Raw genomic sequence first — 17104 nt, forward strand, 5'->3', positions numbered from 1 at the left:
CTGCCATGCTTGAGCCTCTTACCGATGCCACCCTGCCCTCGGCCGATGACAGCAGTGCCGTGGCCTGGCTGCAGACACTGCTGGTGTCTGCCCAGGCACGCGGTGCCTCCGACCTGCATTTTGAACCCTATGAGCACAGCTACCGGGTACGCCTGCGCATCGACGGCCAGCTGCAGCCGGTCGCCGCACCACCCGCCAGCCTCAAGGAGCGCATCGCCAGCCGCATCAAGGTGCTGGCCCGGCTCGATATCGCCGAAAAGCGCCTGCCGCAGGATGGCCATTTCCGGCTGGAACTGCAGCCAGGCCAGGCCAGCGACCTGCGCGTCAGCACCCTGCCCACGCTGTTTGGCGAAAAAATCGTGATCCGCCTGCTGCCCACCGATCACAGCCGGGTACAGCTGGAAGCGCTCGGGCTGGAGCCGCTGCAGCTGCAACAGCTGGTCGATGCCATCCGGCGGCCACAAGGCATGCTGCTGGTCACCGGCCCGACCGGCTCCGGCAAGACTGTCACGCTCTACAGCTGCCTGCAGCAGCTGAACCGCCCCGAGGTCAATATCGCCAGCGTGGAAGACCCCTGCGAAATCCGCCTGGAGGGCATCAACCAGGTACACCTGCACGAGAAAGCCGGGCTCAGCTATGCCAGCGTGTTGCGCGCCTTTCTGCGCCAGGATCCGGACATCCTGATGGTGGGCGAGATCCGCGATCCGGCTACCGCCGATATCGCGCTGAAAGCCGCACAAACCGGCCATCTGGTGCTGTCCACCCTGCATACGCTCGATGCCCCGGGCGCACTGACACGGCTGCAGCACATGGGCGTGCCGCCGTACCAGCTGGCGGCCAGCATCAGCCTGGTCGTGGCGCAGCGGCTGGTGCGCCAGCTGTGCCCGCACTGCCGCCAGCCGCAGCAGCTGCATCCGGCCCAATGGCTGGCCGCCGGCCTGCCGGAAGCACAGGCCAGCGCGCGGCCGCAGGCCTGGCAAGCGGTCGGCTGCGCCCGCTGCCACCAGGGCTATCGTGGCCGTACCGGCATCTTCCAGCTGATGCCGATCGACAGCAGCCTGCAGGATGCGATGCTGCAGCAGGCGGCCAGTCACCAGCTGCAGGCACTGGCCCGCCAGGCGGGCATGGACAGCCTGCGCCACGCCGGGCTGCGCAAGGTACTGCAGGGTGACACCACGCTGCAGGAGGTGCTGCATGCCACCACCGACTGAGCGCCTGTTCCACTGGCATGGGCAGAATGCCGCAGGCCAGCCGCAACAGGGACAAATCCGGGCCAACAATGCGCGTGCGGCGCGTCTGCAACTGCTGCTGCAGGGCATACAGCCCCGGCGCATCGGCACGCGCCCGCAGCAGCCGCATGGCCAACCGCGTCGCGCTGCCCTGACGCGCAGCATGCGCCAGCTCGGTACCCTGCTGCATGCCGGCCTGCCGCTGCTGCAGGCGCTGGAGATGACCGCTGCCGGTAGCCCGCCCGCCATGGCCCACGGCTGGCAGCAGGTACGCCAGGAGGTGGAATCCGGCCATGCCCTGCATCAGGCGCTGCGCCAGCAGTCCTGGTGCGATAGCGCCAACGCCAGCCTGATCGAGGCCGGCGAAGCCTCCGGCACGCTGGACCAGATCCTGCTGCGTCTCGCCGCGCATCTGGAGCAGGTCCAAATCATGCGCAGCCGGCTGCGCGCAGCACTGGCCTACCCGCTGCTGGTCCTGTTCACGGCCTGCATCGTGCTGGCCGCCATGCTGGTTTTCGTGGTCCCGACTTTCGCCCAGATGTTTGCCGGCTTCGGCGCCGAATTGCCCTGGCCGACCCGGCTGGTGATCCGCCTGAGCCAGGCCGCCATCGCCTGGGGCTGGCTGCTGCCACTCATCACGCTGCTGGCCGGCCTGCCACTGCTGCGACTCTGGCAGCGCCATGCCACAATGCGGCTTGTCATGGATGCCCGACTGCTGCAACTCCCCCTGCTTGGCCCGCTGCTAACCCAGGCCGCCACCGCGCGCTGGGCGCGCGTGCTGGCCACGCTGGTCCGCGCCGGGCTGCCGCTGGCCGACGCCCTGCCGATCGCCGGTCAGGCCAGCGGCAACCGCTGTCTGGCTGACCGCAGCCAGCGTCTGCGTGAACAGCTGCTGCAAGGCTCGGCGCTGGCTGCGGCCATGCAGCAGCAGGCTGTTTTTCCGCCGCTGGCACTGCAACTGGTGCAGACTGGCGAAGCCTCCGGCACGCTGGAGCAGATGCTGGCACGCATTGCCGAACTGTGCGAAGCGGAACTGCAGCAATGGCTGCGCACGCTTTCCACCGTGGCCGAGCCGGCCCTGATGCTGCTGCTGGGCCTGCTGGTTGGCGGTCTGGTGCTGGCCATGTACCTGCCGATCTTCCAGCTGGGGCAAGTGCTGTGACGCTGTTCCTGCTGCTCCTCGGCCTGCTGCTGGGCCTGCTCACCGGCAGCTTTCTGAATGTGGTGATACACCGCCTGCCGCGCATGCTCGAAGCGGCCTGGGAAGCCGACCAGGCCGCCTGGCAGGCCGAGCGCCAGGGCCTGCCGGCACCACCCGCCGGCCCGCGCTACGACCTGGCCCAGCCGCCTTCACACTGCCCTTCCTGTCACACGCCGATCCGCTGGTACCAGCTGATTCCGCTGCTGAGCTGGCTCTGGCAGCGTGGTCGCTGCGCCCATTGCGGCCAGCGCATCAGCCTGCGCTACCCGCTGGTGGAACTGCTCACCGCCGGTTTCGGTGCCTGGTGCGCGCTGCACTACGGCCTCACGCCCGCCGCCCTGCTCTGGTTCGGCTTTGCCTGCCTGCTGCTGGTGATGGCACTGATCGACTGGGACACCACCTACCTGCCCGACTCGCTCACGCTGCCGCTGCTCTGGCTCGGTCTGCTCGGCAGCAGCCTGGGCTGGCTCGCATTGCCCCTGCAACAGGCAGTCTGGGGGGCCGCAGCGGGCTACGGCATGCTCTGGCTGGTCAGCACCCTGTTTCGCCTGTTCACCGGCAAGACCGGCATGGGCAGCGGCGATCTCAAACTGCTGGCCGCGCTGGGAGCCTGGTTCGGCCTGCCGGCACTGCTGCCCTTGGTGCTGCTGTCCGCGCTGGCTGGCAGCGTGGCCGGTCTGTTGCTCCTGGCCAGCGGACGGCTGCGCGAAGACCGCCACGTGCCCTTCGGCCCGTTCCTGGCGCTGGCCGGCTGGACCTGCTGGCTGTTGCCGCTGCCAGTCTGGCTACAATGGCCGCTATAGGTCCGCCACTGGCGGGCACTCCGGGACACGGCCTGCCACAACAGGCAGTGCCACACGATTCCCCGCACCGCAGCGCATCCATGCACACCTGGCATATCGGACTCACGGGCGGCATCGGCAGCGGCAAAAGCACCGTCAGCCAGATGTTCCAGCAATTCGGCGCCTGCGTCATTGACGCCGATGCCATCTCGCGTGCCACCACGGCCGCGGGCGGCGCAGCCATTGACGCCATCCGCCACCAGTTTGGCGACAGCTTCATCACGCCAGACCAGGCGCTCGACCGCAGTGCCATGCGCGATCTGGCCTTTCGCCATCCGGATGCGCGCAAGCAGCTCGAAGCCATCATCCACCCGCTGGTACTGCAGCAGGTACGCCAGCAAGCGCAGGCCGCCATCGCCAGCGGTACCCGCGTCATCGTCTACGACATCCCGCTGCTGACCGAATCCGGCCACTGGCGCCAGCGCCTGCAGCAGGTCGTGGTGGTCGATTGCGACACGGAGACGCAGATTGCCCGTGTCATGCAGCGCAACCAGCTGGAGCGTCCTGCCGTCGAAGGCATCATCGCCTCGCAGGCCACGCGCACGCAGCGTCGCCAGATCGCCGATGCGGTGCTCTGCAACGGGGCCGGCATCAGCCTGGCCGCACTGCAGGCGCAGACGCGTGCGCTGGCACGGCGTTTCGGACTTATCATTGACGCCAAAGGAAACCCGGCGTGATCCAGTACGAATACCCCTTCAACGAACGCATCCGCACCTATTTGCGGCTGGAACACCTGTTTGGCCATTACGCCGAACTGTCTGTGCGGGACACGCCGGTCGATCACCACTACGCGCTCTACAGCCTGTTCGAGATTCTCGAAATCACCAGCCGCTCCGACCTGAAAAAGGAGATCATGCTGGATCTGGACCGGCTGCGCCACCAGCTCGCCGGCTGGCGCGACAACCCGGCCGTGGCACAAGGCACGCTGGACCGCCTGATGCGCGAAGCCGATGTCTGCTTCCGCCTGCTGGAACACATGCCGGGCAAGATCGGCCACAGTATCACCAGCAACGACTGGCTGATGGCGCTGCGCAGCCGCATCGCGATTCCCGGCGGCACCTGCGAATTCGACCTGCCGGCCTACCACGCCTGGCAGCATCTGCCCGAAACCCGGCGCAAGACCGATCTGAAGCACTGGATGGCCGGCCTCCACCCGGTATCCGACAGCATCCGGCTGCTGCTGAGCCTGGTGCGCAACGGTGGTCACACCCAGCGCATGACGGCGCAAAACGGCCAGTTCCAGCTCAACCTGCCACAGGCGCGCAGCTTCCAGCTGCTGCAGCTCGCGCTCGACCCGGTGCACCAGGTGATCCCGGAAATCAGCGCCAACCGCCTGCTGGTCTCGGTGCGCATGATGCGCCAGGATGCCGATGGCCACCTGACGCTGCACCCGATTGATGTCAGCTTCGAGTTGACGCTGTGCGCCTGACCCAGACTGCCCATGTCCCGACCTGATTCCGACTCTGATCCCTCTTCCGGTGCCACGCCCGCTTTCAGCGAGCGCATCGTGCGCTGCCCGCAATGCGGTGGCGACAGCGTCTACGCCCCGTCCAACCCCTGGCGCCCGTTCTGCAGCGAACGCTGCCGCAAGATCGATCTGGGCGCCTGGGCCAACGAGGAGTACCAGATGCCGGACAACACCCCGCCGGACGGCCTGCTGCCCGATGAACCCATGCCCCGGCACTGATCGCCTGCCGCGCCCCAGCCCCCTGCCCTGACTCCCTGACCGACCATGCCCGAACCGATCACCATGTCCTCCCCGGAGGCCCATCTCCCCGTCGTCATCGTCGGAGCCGGCCTGGCCGGGCTGGCCGTCGCCCTGCATCTGGCCGAATCGGTCCCCGTCATCATGCTGGCCAAGCGCAAGGTCGAGGAATCGGCCACCACGCGTGCGCAGGGCGGCATTGTCGGCGTGCTCGGCTCCGACGACAGCATCGAAAGCCATGTGCACGATACCCAGGAAGCAGGTGCCGGCATCGTCGATGAAGACACCGCACGCTTCATCGCGCAGAACTCTGCCGATGCCATCGAGTGGCTGGTACAGCAAGGCGTCCCGTTCACCGAAGACCCCACCGGCCCGCTCGGCCTGCACCTGACGCGCGAAGGCGGCCACACCGTGCGCCGCATTGCCCACGCCGCCGATGCCACCGGCAAGGCGATCCACGAATCGCTGCTGGCGCGGGTGCGCGAGCATCCCAACATCACGCTGCATGAACGCTGGATGGCGATCGACCTGATCACCGACAAGCATCTGGGCGAACAGGGCCACTCCCCGATCAAGCACTGCTATGGCATTTACGTGCTGGATATCGACAGGGATCAGGTCATGACGCTGCCGGCACGCGCCGTGGTGCTGGCCTCGGGCGGCGTCGGCAAGGTGTATCGCTACACCACCAACCCCGAAACCTCGACCGGCGATGGCATTGCCATGGCCTGGCGCGCCGGCTGCCGCGTGGGCAACATGGAGTTCATCCAGTTCCACCCGACCTGCCTGTACCACCCGGCAGAACGCAGCTTCCTGATCACCGAGGCACTGCGCGGCGAAGGCGGCATCCTCAAGCTGCCGCTGAAGGACGCCGACGGCAATATCCACGCCGAGCGCTTCATGCCGGGCCACCACCCGATGGCCGAGCTGGCCCCGCGTGACGTGGTGGCACGCGCGATCGACTTCGAGCTCAAGAAGCACGGCCTGGACTATGTCTGGCTGGACGCTACCCATCTGGGTGCCGATTTCCTCAAGTCGCATTTCCCGACCATCTACCAGCGCTGCCTGGAACTGGGTATCGACATCACCAAAGACCCGATTCCGGTGGTGCCGGCAGCGCACTACACCTGTGGCGGTGTCGTCACCGATCTGGATGGCCGCTCCGACCTGCACCATCTGTATGCAGTTGGCGAAACCACCTATACCGGCCTGCACGGTGCCAACCGCCTCGCCAGCAACTCGCTGCTGGAATGCGTGGTGCTGGGCAAGAGCTGCGCCCTGGCCATCATGCAGCAGGATACCCATCACAATCCGCTGCTGCCCGGCTGGGACGAAAGCCAGGTCGAGGATGCCGACGAACAGGTGGTGATTGCCCACAACTGGGACGAGCTGCGCCTGGTGATGTGGAACTACGTCGGCATCGTGCGCACCACGCGCCGGCTGGAGCGTGCCAAGCACCGCATCCTGCTGCTGCGCGCCGAGATCGATGACTATTACGCCAATTTCCGCGTCAACCGCGACCTGCTGGAGCTGCGCAATCTGGTGGACTGCGCCGAGCTGATCGTGCGCAGCGCCCTGAGCCGGCACGAAAGCCGGGGCCTGCACTATATCCGCGACTACCCGGACCTGTTGCCGGCCAGCTTCCCCACCATCCTGTTCAAGAATCTGGATCGCCGCAGCGGCAAGAAGAAAAAGGTGCGCTGATGCCGCTGCTGCCACCGGATGTCTTGTTGGGGTTTTTCGGCGTGGCCGTGCTGCTATCGCTGTCGCCGGGACCGGACAACCTGTTCGTGATCACGCTGTCGGCCACGCGCGGCGTGCGTGCCGGGTTGTGGGTGGTGCTGGGGCTGTGCAGCGGCCTGATCGTACACACGCTGGCAGTAGCGCTGGGCGTGGCGGCGCTGGTGGCGGCTTCGGCCACGGCCTTTACCGTGCTCAAGCTGGCCGGTGCGGCCTATCTGCTGTATCTGGCCTGGGGAGCTTGGCGCGCACCCGTGGGCCCGGCTGGCCAGCTGGCCGCCCCCAGCCTGACGCCGCTGCAGGCCTGGAGTCGCGGCGTGCTGATGAACCTGAGCAACCCCAAGGTGATCCTGTTCTTTCTGGCGCTGCTGCCACAGTTTGCCAGTGCCAACCGCGGCAGCGTGGCCCTGCAGACCTTCTGGCTTGGCCTGGTCTTCATTGCGGCGGCAGGGCTGATCTTTTCCATGCTGGCCCTGCTGGCAGGCGGTATCGGGCAGAAGCTGCAGCGCTCCGCCAGGGCCCAGCGCTGGCTCAATCGCAGCGCCAGCGTGGTGTTTGTGGGCATGGCGGCCAAGTTGCTGGTGTCACAGCGCTGATTGCTAAGCCGACATTCAGCGTGCCCGCATCACCGGATCAGCCGCGGCAGTGAACAGCACATCGGTGGACGAGTTCAGCGCCGTCTCGAATGCATCCTGCAGCACACCGATCACAAAGCCGACACCCACCACCTGCATGGAAATGTCGTTCGGAATGCCAAACAGGCTGCAAGCCATGGGAATCAACAGCAGCGAGCCACCGGCCACGCCGGAAACGCCACAAGCAGCAATGGATGCCACCAGGCACAGCAGCAGCGTGGTACCGAAATCGACCGGGATTCCCAGCGTATGCACGGCAGCCAGCGTCAGCACGTTGATGGTCACCGCTGCTCCGGCCATGTTGATGGTTGCACCCAGCGGCAGCGAAATGGCATAGGTGTCGCGGTTCAGCCCCAGGCGCTTGGCCAACTCCATGTTCACCGGGATGTTGGCCGCGGAACTGCGCGTGAAGAATGCCGTCACGCCGCTTTCGCGCAGACAGGTGAACACCAGCGGGAAGGGATTACGGCGCGTCATGAACCAGACGATCAGCGGATTCACCACCAGCGCCACGATCAGCATGCAGCCGATCAGCAGGCCCAGCAGCTGCACATACTGCTTCAGCACATCCCAGCCGGAAGTCAGGATGGCGTCGACCACCAGGCCCATCACGCCAAACGGTGCAAAGCGGATCACCAGCCGCACCACCCAGGAAACAGCATCCGACACATCGCCCAGCAGCTTGCGCGTGGTGCCATCCGCATGACGCAGACCCAGACCGATCACCACTGCCCAGGTCAGCACCCCGATGTAGTTGGCATGCATCAGCGCCTTGACCGGGTTGTCGACCATGCTCAACACCAGGTTTTTCAGCACCTGCAGCACGTCACCGGGCGGCGACAGTGCTTCAGCCACCGGCTTCAGGGTGAGCTCCATCGGGAACAGGAAACTGCCGCCGGCTGCCACCAGCGCCGCAGCAAAGGTGCCGACCGCATACAGGATCAGGACCGTCCCCATATTGGTCTCCACGCCCTTCTGGTGGTTGGCAATGGAAGACATCACCAGCACGAACACCAGCAGCGGTGCCACCGCCTTGAGCGCCCCCACGAACAGGGTACCAAACAGGATGGTGGCGCGTGCCGCCTCCGGCCACAGCATAGCCAGCGCAATGCCGACCACCAACCCCATGAAAATCTGCACCACCAGCGAACCATGCCGAATGAAATGCCTGATCGAATCCATCATCAAACTGCTCCTCCCAGGACAGCGACCGGATCACGGCACGCCATCACGTCTTGTGGCCGGCCTCTTCCGCTTGGGACAAGGCCGGGGAAGCCGCAATTCTAGGAGAAAGCGGATAGCTGGCGTACAACTTGCCACGTCGGAAGCAGTGCCATCTGTGGCATTCGCGCCACCCTCGAAAGCCCATGCCTGGCAATGCACAGGCATGCAAAAGTGTCTTCAGGCCTGTTTTCCGGAAAATATCATCCGAAAGAGCTCAGCCCGACGATACGCAGCGAGTAATCCGTCGCCACCACATCCTTGGTCAGCTTGCCGATGGAAATACGATCCACACCGGTAGCGGCGATGTTGCGCAAGGCATCAAGGCTGATGCCGCCCGATGCTTCCAGCAAGGCCCGGCCAGCCGTCAGTGCGACCGCTTCGCGCATCGCTTCGAGCGTGAAGTTGTCCAGCAGCACGCTGGTGGCACCCGCGTCCAATGCCTGCTGCAGCTGATCCATGCGTTCCACCTCGATCTGGATCTCGACGCCGGCATTCAGCGCGCGGGCATTCTCCAGCACCTGCGGGATGCCGCCGGCTGCCGCAATATGGTTTTCCTTGATCAGAATGCCATGCCACAGTGCCAGGCGCTGGTTCTGGCCACCACCCACGCGCACGGCATACTTCTGTGCCTGGCGCAGGCCGGGAATCGTCTTGCGCGTATCCAGCACGGCGCAGGCGCGGCTGGAGGCGCCTTCAATCGCTGCGGCATAACGGCGCGTGACGCTGGCCGTGCCGCTCAACAACTGCAGGAAATTGAGCGAAGCACGCTCGGCCGTCAGGATGGAGCGCGCATCGCCGTGGATATGGCACACATCGGTATCGGCCTGCATCAGCTCGCCTTCGGCATAGTGCCAGTCCATGCGCAGCTCCGGATCCACTCCGTGCATGCAGCCCTCGAACCAGTCGCGGCCACACAGCACGGCCTGTTCGCGTACCAGCACGCGTGCCTGCACCGGACGCGGGCTCGGCACCAGCTGGCCGGTCCAGTCACAGACACCGATATCCTCCATCAGCGCATCACGGATGTTGCGTGCGCGCGCCTGTTCCAGGCTTTCGTTGCATTCGAACATGCGGCCTCCCTTACGCTGCACCAATACCCGGCGTCATGCCACTCAGACGGCCACCGTCCCTGACCACCAGCGCATCCGGATTCGCCTTGACGAAATCCAGCATGCGCGTAATGCAGCCCTCGGCCTTGCGACCGATGTCGGGATCGACAAAGACTTCGCCGCTGCCTTGTTCCAGGCAATCCACCACGCCCTGCAGCGCGTTCATGGCCATCCAGGGACAGTGGGCGCAGCTCTTGCAGGTGGCGCTGTTGCCGGCAGTGGGCGCCTCGATCAGATTCCGCCCCGGAGCCAGCTGGCGCATGCGATGCATGATGCCCTTGTCCGTGGCAACGACAAAGGTGTCGCCTTCGGCACCGTCGATCACTGCCTTGAGCAACTGTGAAGTCGAGCCAACCACATCGGCCTGCTGCACCACGCTGGTAGGCGATTCGGGATGCACCAGAATCTTCGCCCCGGGGTACTGCTGGCGCAGCAGCTCCAGCTCCAGCCCCTTGAACTCGTCATGCACGATGCAGGCACCCTGCCACAGCAGCATGTCGGCGCCGGTCTGCTGCTGGATGTACTTGCCCAGATGGCGATCCGGAGCCCACAGGATTTTTTCGCCCTGCTCTTTCAGGTGGTTGACGATGGCCAGTGCACAGGAGCTGGTGACCATCCAGTCGGCACGCGCCTTGACGGCTGCGCTGGTGTTGGCATACACCACCACCTTGCGGTCCGGATGGGCATCGCAGAAGGCGCTGAATTCGTCGATCGGACAGCCCAGATCCAGCGAACAGGTGGCATCCAGATCGGGCATCAGCACGGTTTTTTCCGGGCTCAGGATCTTGGCCGATTCCCCCATGAAACGCACGCCAGCCACCACCAGCGTCTGCGCCTCGTGGTCACGGCCAAAACGCGCCATCTCCAGCGAATCGGACACGCAGCCACCCGTGGCCAGCGCCAGATCCTGCAAGTCGCCATCCACATAGTAGTGCGCCACCAGAACGGCGTTGCGGGCCTTGAGCAGCTCGGCGCTCTTCTGCATCAATGCATCGCGTTCGGCCGGACTCAACTGCGGCGGCACCTTGGCCCAGGCATGGGCGGTGCAGGTCGCGCCTTCGGCGTCCTGCAGCGGAAAATCAAACTGGCGGACAGGGGATTCAGTCATGATAGGTCTCTCACTTTCACTGGGGGCGTGCCGGAACAGGCCTGCAACGCCATTGCCGCGTATTGTCGCGCAGATTGGAGTCTGTCCGGGGCAGCAAGTTCAACCGGCACGCTCCTGCGTCAACCAGTCCAGCACCGGAATCGTGCCCGGCAGCACCGGATCGACCTGCACCGGCAACTGCTGCCAGCTGTAATGCTGGCCTTCATGCATGCACAACTCGCCCTCCCAGGCCGTCACCTTGCAAAAATGCAGCTGCACCAGCGCATGCGGGTAATCGACCACGCTGTCGCGCCAGCGCTGTACCGCCGTGATGCGTACACCGATTTCTTCCTGCAGCTCGCGGCACAAGGCCTGCTCCACCGATTCGCCCTGCTCCAGCTTGCCACCCGGAAACTCCCAGTAGCCGGCATAGACCTTGCCCGGCGGGCGACTGGTCAGCAGAAAACGGCCATCAGGCTGCAGCAGCACGCCAACAGCCACCTGCACCAGCTTCCGCGGTTCGCCGGCGGCAGCATCGCCACGCGGCCGATCCGCATCGGCCACCAGCGGCCGGGCTTCGGTATAGGTACTCATGCCGACTGCCTCCCGGCATAGTCCTTGGCAAACTGGAAGGCCACACGGCCACTGCGCGAACCGCGCTCCAGCGCCCAGACCAGCGCTTCGGGTCCGGCTGCCTCCAGCGCCGCCTCCGCCACGCCCAGGCTGCGCAGCCACTGGCGCACAATCGCCAGATACTCGTCCTGGCTGAACGGATAAAAGCTGATCCACATGCCAAAGCGCTCCGACAGGGAGATTTTTTCTTCCACCACTTCGCCGGGGTGCACCTCGCCATCAGCGGTGTGCTGGTAGCTGAGGTTTTCCTTCATGTACTCGGGCAGCAGATGGCGACGATTGCTGGTGGCGTAAATCAGCACATTCGGCGTGGCAGCTGCCACCGAGCCATCGAGCATCGATTTGAGCGCCTTGTAGCCGATTTCGCCCTCGTCAAAACTCAGGTCATCGCAGAAGATGATGAACTTTTCCGGGCGCTGTGCCACCAGCTCGGCAATGTCCGGCAGGTCCACCAGATCGGTCTTGTCGACCTCGATCAGGCGCAGGCCGCGATCGGCATAAGCGTGTAGGCAGGCGCGCACCAGGGATGACTTGCCGGTCCCGCGCGAACCGGTCAGCAGCACGTTGTTGGCCGGTCGGCCAGCCACGAACTGCTCGGTATTGCGCACCAGACGCTCCTTCTGGCCGTCGATTTCCTGCAGGTCCTGCAGCGCCATGGCCGCCACGTGCCGCACCGGCTCCAGCACTCCGACCTGCCCCATCATGCCGCGCGCACGGCGGCGGTAGCGGAAAGCGATGGAGGCATCCCAGTCCGGTTGCTGCAAGGGCTGCGGCAGCACCTGCTCCAGTCGCTCCAGCACGGATTCGGCACGCATCAACAGTTTTTCAAAGGCTACATTCATCTTCTTGCACGGGTGATTGGCTACAGGGAATCAAGCATACATCAGTCGCCGGCATGACAAAGGCCGCCGGGTTTCCCCTGGCGGCCTGTGTCTGTGTGCTAGCGCTGGTGCGCGTGTATCAGGCGGTTTCGCCGTACACGACCACGTTCACGTCCACCACCACGTCGGTGTGCAGAGCCACCTGGACCGTGTTGTCGCTCACGGTCTTGATCTGACCGTTGGGCATGCGGATCTGGGACTTGTGCACTTCGTAGCCTTGCTTGACCAGTTCGTCAGCAATGTCGTGGTTGGTCACGGAACCGAACAGGCGGCCATCCACACCAGCCTTCTGGGTCAGCTTGATGGACAGACCTTCCATCTTCTGGCCCTGGGCTTCGGCAGCAGCCAGCTTCTCGGCAGCGGCCTTCTCCAGTTCGGCGCGCTTGGCTTCGAACTCTTTCAGGGCAGCTTCGGTAGCACGGCGGGCACGACCGGAGGGGATCAGGAAGTTGCGGGCGAAGCCGTCCTTGACCTTGACCACATCACCCAGGTTGCCCAGGTTCACGACTTTGTCGAGCAGAATGATTTGCATGATTGGGACTCCTTGGCTTAGATCTTGTGCTGATCGGTGTAGGGCAGCAGGGCCAGGAAACGGGCGCGCTTGATGGCGGTGTTCAGCTGGCGCTGGTAGATCGCGCGGGTGCCGGTCAGGCGGGCCGGGATGATCTTGCCGTTTTCGGCGATGAAATCACGCAGCGTGTCCACGTCCTTGTAGTCGATTTCCTCGACCTTGGCGACGGTGAAACGGCAGAAACGCTTGCGCTTGAACAGCAGGGATTGGGTGTTGCGCTTGGGACGCTTGTCTTTGTTGCTCTTGAAGGCCATGATGGACTCCTGAAAATCTGTTTAAAAAGGGTTGTCTCGTGCAATCGGCATGAAGCCCTGAAGGTGGAATACCAGCCGCGTACTGCTGCTGACACCTGCCCCGCGACGTACCGGCGTGGTCAGAAAGCCGCTGAACCGTGCCGGTTGACCCAGACTGAGGCGATTCAACTGTTCTGCCATCGGCCCGATAGCGACACACGCCACGCGGGCACTGACCTTGCGCACACTGCCGGCTTCTGGCTGTTCGGAAGTGTGCATCAGCACACCATCGACAACCGGGACGCCGGCGGGCGTCATTCGCAAGGGGCCACGTTCGACCAGTTCGGCCGTCAGTTCCAGCTGGTTGACGGCGACAGGTACGGGGGATTCCACTCGCGCTTCTTGACCTGTGATCAGGAAGCGTCAGCCTCGCTGGCTTGCGCGCTCTTGCGCGCTTCTTCGCGTTCGACGGCCTTCATCATGGTGGAAGGAGTCGTCTCGGCCTTCTTCTTCTGCACAGTCATGTTGCGCAGCACGGCGTCGTTGAACTTGAACGCGTGTTCCAGTTCTGCCATCACGGCCTGGTCAGCTTCGATGTTCAGGCACAGGTAGTGCGCCTTGTTCAGCTTGTTGATCTGGTAAGCCAGTTGACGGCGGCCCCAGTCTTCGACGCGATGGATCTTGCCGTTGCCAGCAGTTACCATGCCCTTGTAGCGTTCCAGCATGGCGGGAACCTGTTCGCTCTGATCCGGGTGGATCAGCAGAATGATCTCGTAATGACGCATGAAAACTCCTTGTGGAAGTAAGCTGCCCGCAGCGCCAGGATGCAGTGCAGCAAGGTGAAACCGTGCATTATAGCCCTTTTATCCGCCAGGGCACAAGGGGTCCATACGCAGACACGCGGCATGCACTACAGGCCGTGGCTACGCCCTGACAGGATAACGGCTGGAAATGGCAACGCGGTTCCAGGCATTGATCACAATGGCAAGCCACTCGATGGCCGCTATTTCCTCACTGGAAAGGCTGGCCGCTGCCTGCTCATAGACCGCATCGGGAACCTGGCCGTCAGACACCAGCGTCACGGCCTCCACGAGCGCAAGTGCAGCGCGCTCCTTGGGGCTGAAATACCCGGTTTCTTGCCATGCTGGCACCACTGCCACGCGGTCAGCAGATTCTCCGCAAGCCAGCGCATCCCGCGCATGCAGCCTGACACAAAACGCACATTGGTTGATCTGGGAGGCGCGCAGGCGCAAGAGGTGCGAAAAGCCCTCGGCAATGCCGGCGTTGCTCAAGGCCTCGGAAGCCAGCCGGTCAAGCTCGACAACCGCCTGGTAGAGCACAGGTGCGGATTTGCCAAGATTCACTCTTTCTGTCATGTCCATTCTCCTCATGAGGTCGGTCAAGATGGCAGATCAGCTGCCAATGGGATGGGTGCACCATTGCCGGCAGCGCTCCGGCCGGCAAGCAAAAGGGCTGCCTTGGCAGCCCTTTTGCATCAGGTCCGGAAGGACATCAGGCCTTCGCCAGACCCTTCCAGGTATCGATCACCGTATCCGGGTTCAGCGAAATGGACACAATGCCTTCCTGGGCCAGCCACTGGGCAAAGTCCGGATGGTCGCTGGGGCCCTGGCCACAGATGCCGACGTACTTGCCCTGCGCCTTGCAGGCCGCGATGGCGCGGCTCAGCAGCGCCTTGACGGCCGGATCGCGCTCATCAAAGTCGGCAGCCAGCAGCTCCAGACCGGAGTCGCGGTCCAGGCCCAGCGTCAGCTGGGTCAGGTCGTTGGAACCAATGCTGAAACCGTCGAAGTACTCCAGGAACTGCTCGGCCAGGATGGCGTTGCTCGGCACTTCGCACATCATGATCAGGCGCAGGCCGTTTTCGCCGCGCTTCAGGCCTTGCGCCGCCAGCAGCTCGGTCACCTTGGCCGCCTGGCCCAGGGTACGCACGAACGGGATCATGATCTCGACGTTGCTCAGACCCATGTCATTGCGCACGCGCTTCAGGGCTTCGCATTCCATGGCAAAGGCTTCGGCGAAGTCCTCGCTCACGTAGCGCGCAGCACCACGGAACCCCAGCATCGGGTTCTCTTCTTCCGGCTCGTAGCGGCTGCCACCGATCAGCTTGCGGTACTCGTTGCTCTTGAAGTCCGACATGCGCACGATCACCGGCTTGGGCCAGAAGGCCGCTGCGATGGTGGCGATGCCTTCGGCCACCTTGTCGACATAGAAGGCACGCGGAGAAGCATGGCCACGCGCAACGGATTCGACCGCCTTCTTCAGGTCGGCATCGATGTTCGGGTAGTCCAGGATCGCCTTGGGGTGCACACCGATGTTGTTGTTGATGATGAATTCCAGACGGGCCAGGCCGACGCCGGAGTTGGGCAGTTGGCAGAAGTCGAAGGCCAGTTGCGGGTTGCCCACGTTCATCATGATCTTGGTGTCGATCTCGGGCATGGTGCCACGCTCGACTTCGGTCACTTCCATTTCCAGCAGGCCGTCGTAGATGCGGCCGGTGTCGCCTTCGGCGCAGCTCACCGTCACCAGGGTGCCGTCCTTCAGCAGGTCGGTGGCATCGCCACAGCCGACCACGGCCGGAATGCCCAGTTCACGCGCAATGATGGCTGCGTGGCAGGTACGGCCGCCACGGTTGGTCACGATGGCGCTGGCGCGCTTCATCACCGGCTCCCAGTTGGGATCGGTCATGTCGGTCACCAGCACGTCGCCGGCCTGGACCGTATCCATCTGGCTCACATCGCTCACCAGACGCACCGGGCCGGTGCCGATCTTCTGGCCAATGGCGCGGCCTTCGGTCAGCACCGTGCCCTGGCCCTTCAGCTTGTAGCGCTGCTCGACCTTGCCTTCGGCCTGGCTCTTCACGGTTTCGGGGCGGGCCTGCAGGATGTACAGCTGGCCATCGGTGCCGTCCTTGCCCCACTCGATGTCCATCGGGCGGCCATAATGCGCCTCGATGATCATGGCGTAGCGCGCCAGCTGCTCGACATCGGCATCGGTCAGCGAGTAGCGGTTGCGCAGCTCGGTCGGCACGTCGATCGTTTTCACCAGCTTGCCGCTGGCGGCCTTTTCCTCGGGGGTGGCAAACACCATCTGGATCAGCTTGCTGCCCAGGTTGCGACGGATCAGCGCCTGCTTGCCAGCCTCCAGCATGGGCTTGTGCACGTAGAACTCGTCGGGGTTGACGGCACCCTGCACCACGGTCTCGCCCAGGCCATAGCTGGAGGTGATGAAGACCACGTCACGGAAACCGGATTCGGTGTCCATGGTGAACATCACGCCAGCGGCACCGGTATCGGAACGCACCATGCGCTGCACGCCGGCCGACAGGGCCACGTCGACGTGGGCAAAGCCCTTGTGCACGCGGTAGCTGATGGCGCGGTCGTTGTACAGGCTGGCGAACACTTCCTTCATCTTGTGCAGCACGTCCTCGATGCCCACCACGTTCAGGAAGGTTTCCTGCTGGCCGGCAAAGGAAGCATCGGGCAGGTCTTCTGCGGTAGCGGAAGAACGCACGGCAAAGCTGGCCTTGTCATTGCCTTCGCTCAGGGTGGCGAAAGCGTCACGGATGGCATTTTCCAGATCCGCCGGGAACGGCTGGTTCTCGACCATGGCACGGATTTCGGCACCAACGGCCGCCAGGGCGTTCACGTCATCGACGTTGAGCGCGTCCAGCTTGGCATTGATGCGGTCATTCAGGCCATCGTGCTTGAGGAATTCACGGAAGGCGTGCGCCGTGGTGGCAAAGCCCGTGGGCACTTTCACACCCTGCGGCAGCTGGGAGATCATCTCGCCCAGGCTCGCATTCTTGCCGCCGACGTACTCGACATCGTCCATGCGCAGTTTTTCGAAAGGTACGACCAGGTCGGTCGCGCTGAATTGCTGAGTCATAGCATGCTCCAAAAGTTAAACCGGTACCGGGCCTGACCTTTGCTTGTTCTGGTTATGGAGGCAGAAACCCATGGCAATACGCGACCGGGTTGCGGTCGCGTATTGTCA

Annotated in this window: 19 protein-coding genes; 8 read left to right on the forward strand and 11 right to left on the reverse strand. The window is 64.2% G+C overall.

Features of this window, described 5'->3' with window-relative positions; genetic code table 11:
• The first annotated feature begins 5 nt into the window (after window positions 1-5).
• From C513_RS12330 to C513_RS0100625, 8 genes are all read left to right on the forward strand, one after another.
• Window positions 6-1211, forward strand: a complete 1206-nt coding sequence (locus C513_RS12330; RefSeq protein ID WP_018714081.1) for a GspE/PulE family protein — start codon at window positions 6-8, stop codon at window positions 1209-1211.
• On the forward strand, window positions 1195-2391 hold the full coding sequence (locus tag C513_RS0100595; RefSeq protein WP_018714082.1) for a type II secretion system F family protein: 1197 nt from the start codon (window positions 1195-1197) through the stop codon (window positions 2389-2391). Before C513_RS12330 ends, C513_RS0100595 begins: the two co-directional genes overlap by 17 nt.
• Window positions 2388-3233, forward strand: a complete 846-nt coding sequence (locus C513_RS0100600; protein WP_018714083.1) for a prepilin peptidase — start codon at window positions 2388-2390, stop codon at window positions 3231-3233. The genes C513_RS0100595 and C513_RS0100600 overlap by 4 nt, the downstream gene beginning before the upstream one ends.
• Window positions 3234-3313: 80 nt before the next feature.
• Window positions 3314-3949, forward strand: a complete 636-nt coding sequence (gene coaE / locus C513_RS0100605; protein ID WP_018714084.1) for a dephospho-CoA kinase — start codon at window positions 3314-3316, stop codon at window positions 3947-3949.
• Complete coding sequence (gene zapD, locus C513_RS0100610; protein WP_018714085.1) at window positions 3946-4701, forward strand: cell division protein ZapD; 756 nt, start codon at window positions 3946-3948, stop codon at window positions 4699-4701. The genes coaE and zapD overlap by 4 nt, the downstream gene beginning before the upstream one ends.
• A gap of 12 nt (window positions 4702-4713) precedes the next feature.
• A complete protein-coding gene (locus tag C513_RS0100615; RefSeq protein WP_018714086.1) occupies window positions 4714-4959 on the forward strand; it encodes a DNA gyrase inhibitor YacG in 246 nt (81 codons plus the stop codon).
• A 45-nt stretch (window positions 4960-5004) separates the two neighbouring features.
• Complete coding sequence (gene nadB / locus C513_RS0100620) at window positions 5005-6681, forward strand: L-aspartate oxidase (protein WP_018714087.1); 1677 nt, start codon at window positions 5005-5007, stop codon at window positions 6679-6681.
• Window positions 6681-7313 carry a LysE family translocator gene (locus C513_RS0100625; RefSeq protein ID WP_018714088.1) on the forward strand — a complete coding sequence of 211 codons (633 nt, stop codon included), beginning with the start codon at window positions 6681-6683 and terminating at the stop codon, window positions 7311-7313. Before nadB ends, C513_RS0100625 begins: the two co-directional genes overlap by 1 nt.
• A 15-nt stretch (window positions 7314-7328) precedes the next feature.
• Here C513_RS0100625 and sstT read toward each other — a convergent pair whose 3' ends face one another.
• From sstT to ppsA, 11 genes are all read right to left on the reverse strand, one after another.
• Window positions 7329-8537 (reverse strand): serine/threonine transporter SstT, encoded by a 1209-nt coding sequence (sstT, locus tag C513_RS0100630; protein ID WP_018714089.1) that lies wholly within the window; start codon window positions 8535-8537, stop codon window positions 7329-7331.
• Window positions 8538-8776: 239 nt separating this feature from the next.
• The gene (gene nadC / locus C513_RS0100635; RefSeq protein ID WP_018714090.1) at window positions 8777-9646 is read right to left on the reverse strand and encodes a carboxylating nicotinate-nucleotide diphosphorylase; all 870 of its coding nucleotides are present in this window, start codon (window positions 9644-9646) and stop codon (window positions 8777-8779) included.
• A 10-nt stretch (window positions 9647-9656) separates the two neighbouring features.
• A complete protein-coding gene (gene nadA, locus C513_RS0100640) occupies window positions 9657-10793 on the reverse strand; it encodes a quinolinate synthase NadA (protein ID WP_018714091.1) in 1137 nt (378 codons plus the stop codon).
• Window positions 10794-10892: 99 nt separating this feature from the next.
• Window positions 10893-11366, reverse strand: coding sequence for an NUDIX domain-containing protein (locus tag C513_RS0100645; RefSeq protein ID WP_018714092.1), 474 nt, complete (start codon window positions 11364-11366; stop codon window positions 10893-10895).
• A complete protein-coding gene (locus C513_RS0100650; protein ID WP_018714093.1) occupies window positions 11363-12247 on the reverse strand; it encodes an ATP-binding protein in 885 nt (294 codons plus the stop codon). The genes C513_RS0100645 and C513_RS0100650 overlap by 4 nt, the downstream gene beginning before the upstream one ends.
• Window positions 12248-12365: 118 nt before the next feature.
• Entirely contained in the window at window positions 12366-12818 is a 453-nt protein-coding gene (gene rplI, locus C513_RS0100655) for a 50S ribosomal protein L9 (protein ID WP_018714094.1), read from the reverse strand.
• A 17-nt stretch (window positions 12819-12835) separates the two neighbouring features.
• Window positions 12836-13111, reverse strand: coding sequence for a 30S ribosomal protein S18 (rpsR, locus tag C513_RS0100660; protein ID WP_018714095.1), 276 nt, complete (start codon window positions 13109-13111; stop codon window positions 12836-12838).
• 21 nt (window positions 13112-13132) lie between these two features.
• Window positions 13133-13483 carry a primosomal replication protein N gene (priB, locus tag C513_RS0100665; RefSeq protein ID WP_018714096.1) on the reverse strand — a complete coding sequence of 117 codons (351 nt, stop codon included), beginning with the start codon at window positions 13481-13483 and terminating at the stop codon, window positions 13133-13135.
• Between the two features lie 20 nt (window positions 13484-13503).
• Window positions 13504-13875, reverse strand: a complete 372-nt coding sequence (gene rpsF / locus C513_RS0100670) for a 30S ribosomal protein S6 (RefSeq protein ID WP_018714097.1) — start codon at window positions 13873-13875, stop codon at window positions 13504-13506.
• 138 nt (window positions 13876-14013) lie between these two features.
• Window positions 14014-14466, reverse strand: a complete 453-nt coding sequence (locus tag C513_RS0100675; RefSeq protein ID WP_026320390.1) for a carboxymuconolactone decarboxylase family protein — start codon at window positions 14464-14466, stop codon at window positions 14014-14016.
• A 136-nt stretch (window positions 14467-14602) separates the two neighbouring features.
• Entirely contained in the window at window positions 14603-16996 is a 2394-nt protein-coding gene (gene ppsA / locus C513_RS0100680) for a phosphoenolpyruvate synthase (RefSeq protein ID WP_018714099.1), read from the reverse strand.
• Between the last annotated feature and the right edge of the window lie 108 nt (window positions 16997-17104).

This window comes from Allobrachymonas chironomi DSM 19884 (assembly GCF_000374625.1).
Lineage (GTDB): Bacteria > Pseudomonadota > Gammaproteobacteria > Burkholderiales > Burkholderiaceae_C > Brachymonas > Brachymonas chironomi.